Origin of the sequence: Vibrio sp. 1557, from assembly GCF_033340175.1 — a bacterium.
Lineage (GTDB): Bacteria > Pseudomonadota > Gammaproteobacteria > Enterobacterales > Vibrionaceae > Vibrio > Vibrio alginolyticus.
This window is the reverse complement of sequence record NZ_JAWOVZ010000189.1, coordinates 1-1,212: the sequence shown is the minus strand read 5'-3', so window position 1 is coordinate 1,212 and position 1,212 is coordinate 1. Positions and strand designations below refer to the sequence as shown.

General features: G+C 48.4%; 1 protein-coding gene and 1 pseudogene. Both read right to left on the bottom strand.

Translation table 11 applies throughout. The features are described from left to right. A partial coding sequence (gene hutX, locus R7070_RS25750; RefSeq protein WP_318141456.1) for a heme utilization cystosolic carrier protein HutX occupies nucleotides 1-320 on the bottom strand: 320 nt, incomplete at its 3' end. Between the two features lie 34 nt (nucleotides 321-354). Continuing rightward, nucleotides 355-1,212 (bottom strand): annotated as a pseudogene (locus tag R7070_RS25745) (heme anaerobic degradation radical SAM methyltransferase ChuW/HutW); the annotation flags it as partial.

Sequence of the window (1,212 nt, the reverse complement as noted above, 5' to 3'; positions counted from 1 at the left end):
TCCAATTTGAGGTGACCATGCAGCTCACCTTCTCGCCCCATTAGGTTGTAATAACCACGCGCAACTTTGCCTTTCGGAAAAGGCGCTTTCACCTCGAAAATGGAGCCGAAGGAGTGTACGATCGTCGTCACTGGGCCAAAGCCAACTAGGCTTTCAAGGATTGTTTGCGCTTGTTCACCCGGAGCAATCGCAACCATCTCTTGCGGCAGTGCAGCGACAACATCAAATTCTGTCACACCTAAACGCTCTGCCATTGCGGCAGGCAGAAGTTGAGGTTCTTGTTCCAATAGAGCTTCTACCTGTTGCTTGATTGATTCCATTTTGTTTTCCATCTTTTTCTTCAATTTGTCTTCATTAATTATTGGATACTTTTGGCACGCTTTCGTTCATCTCTGATGTCAGTACCTGAATACAGGCTTGCGCTAACGAAACGGCCCAAAAACTGCCCGCTAAAGTAAGCACTAAGCTTCGCTCTTGAAGCTCAACTAAGCCTTTGTCTTGCCATACTTTAAACAGCGGCATGAGAAAATCGAACGTATCGCTACCCATAAACACCGGCAATTTACTTGCCTGAACAATGCCGCGGTCAAACCCGGATTTTAGCGCTGCAAATAATGGCTCTAATGGGCTGTGCTTCATCATCATCGCAATCGTACTTTGCCCTTCATTCACCGCTTTGATGTAGGTGTCTAAAGTGCGGTGCAGCATCATCCCGTAGCCGCCAATGTTGCCACCAGCACCGCATCCAATCGGCAACACTTCTGCGTACGTCTTGGCTAAGCTGTTGTATAGGCTACGCTCACGGTTATCGACGGCCCAGTGGTTCACGCTCAACTGCTTCATGTGGTGCTTCGCCATAAAGTTCACACCCAGCTCATACATGCCCGCTTTCTCTGGCGTCGTCGCTGGTGGGGGGATCTTGCCTTTTTCAACGAGATTGAGCATTGGCGCGGTTCCACCCACGACCAACTGATACAAATCCAAGCCATGCGCGCCTGTCGACATAAAATCGTTAAGATCTTGTTCAAGTATTTCTTTGGTTTGATAAGGCAAGCCGTACAACAAGTCGATGATGACTGGGATTTTGTCTTCCTTCGCCAGTTCCGAAACGCGTTTAAGTACGTCTTCTCTATCATCAAGACGCTTTGCACTGCGACGAACTTGAGTGTTGAAGCTCTGCACGCCAAAAGAGAAGCGATTAAAGCCGCCATC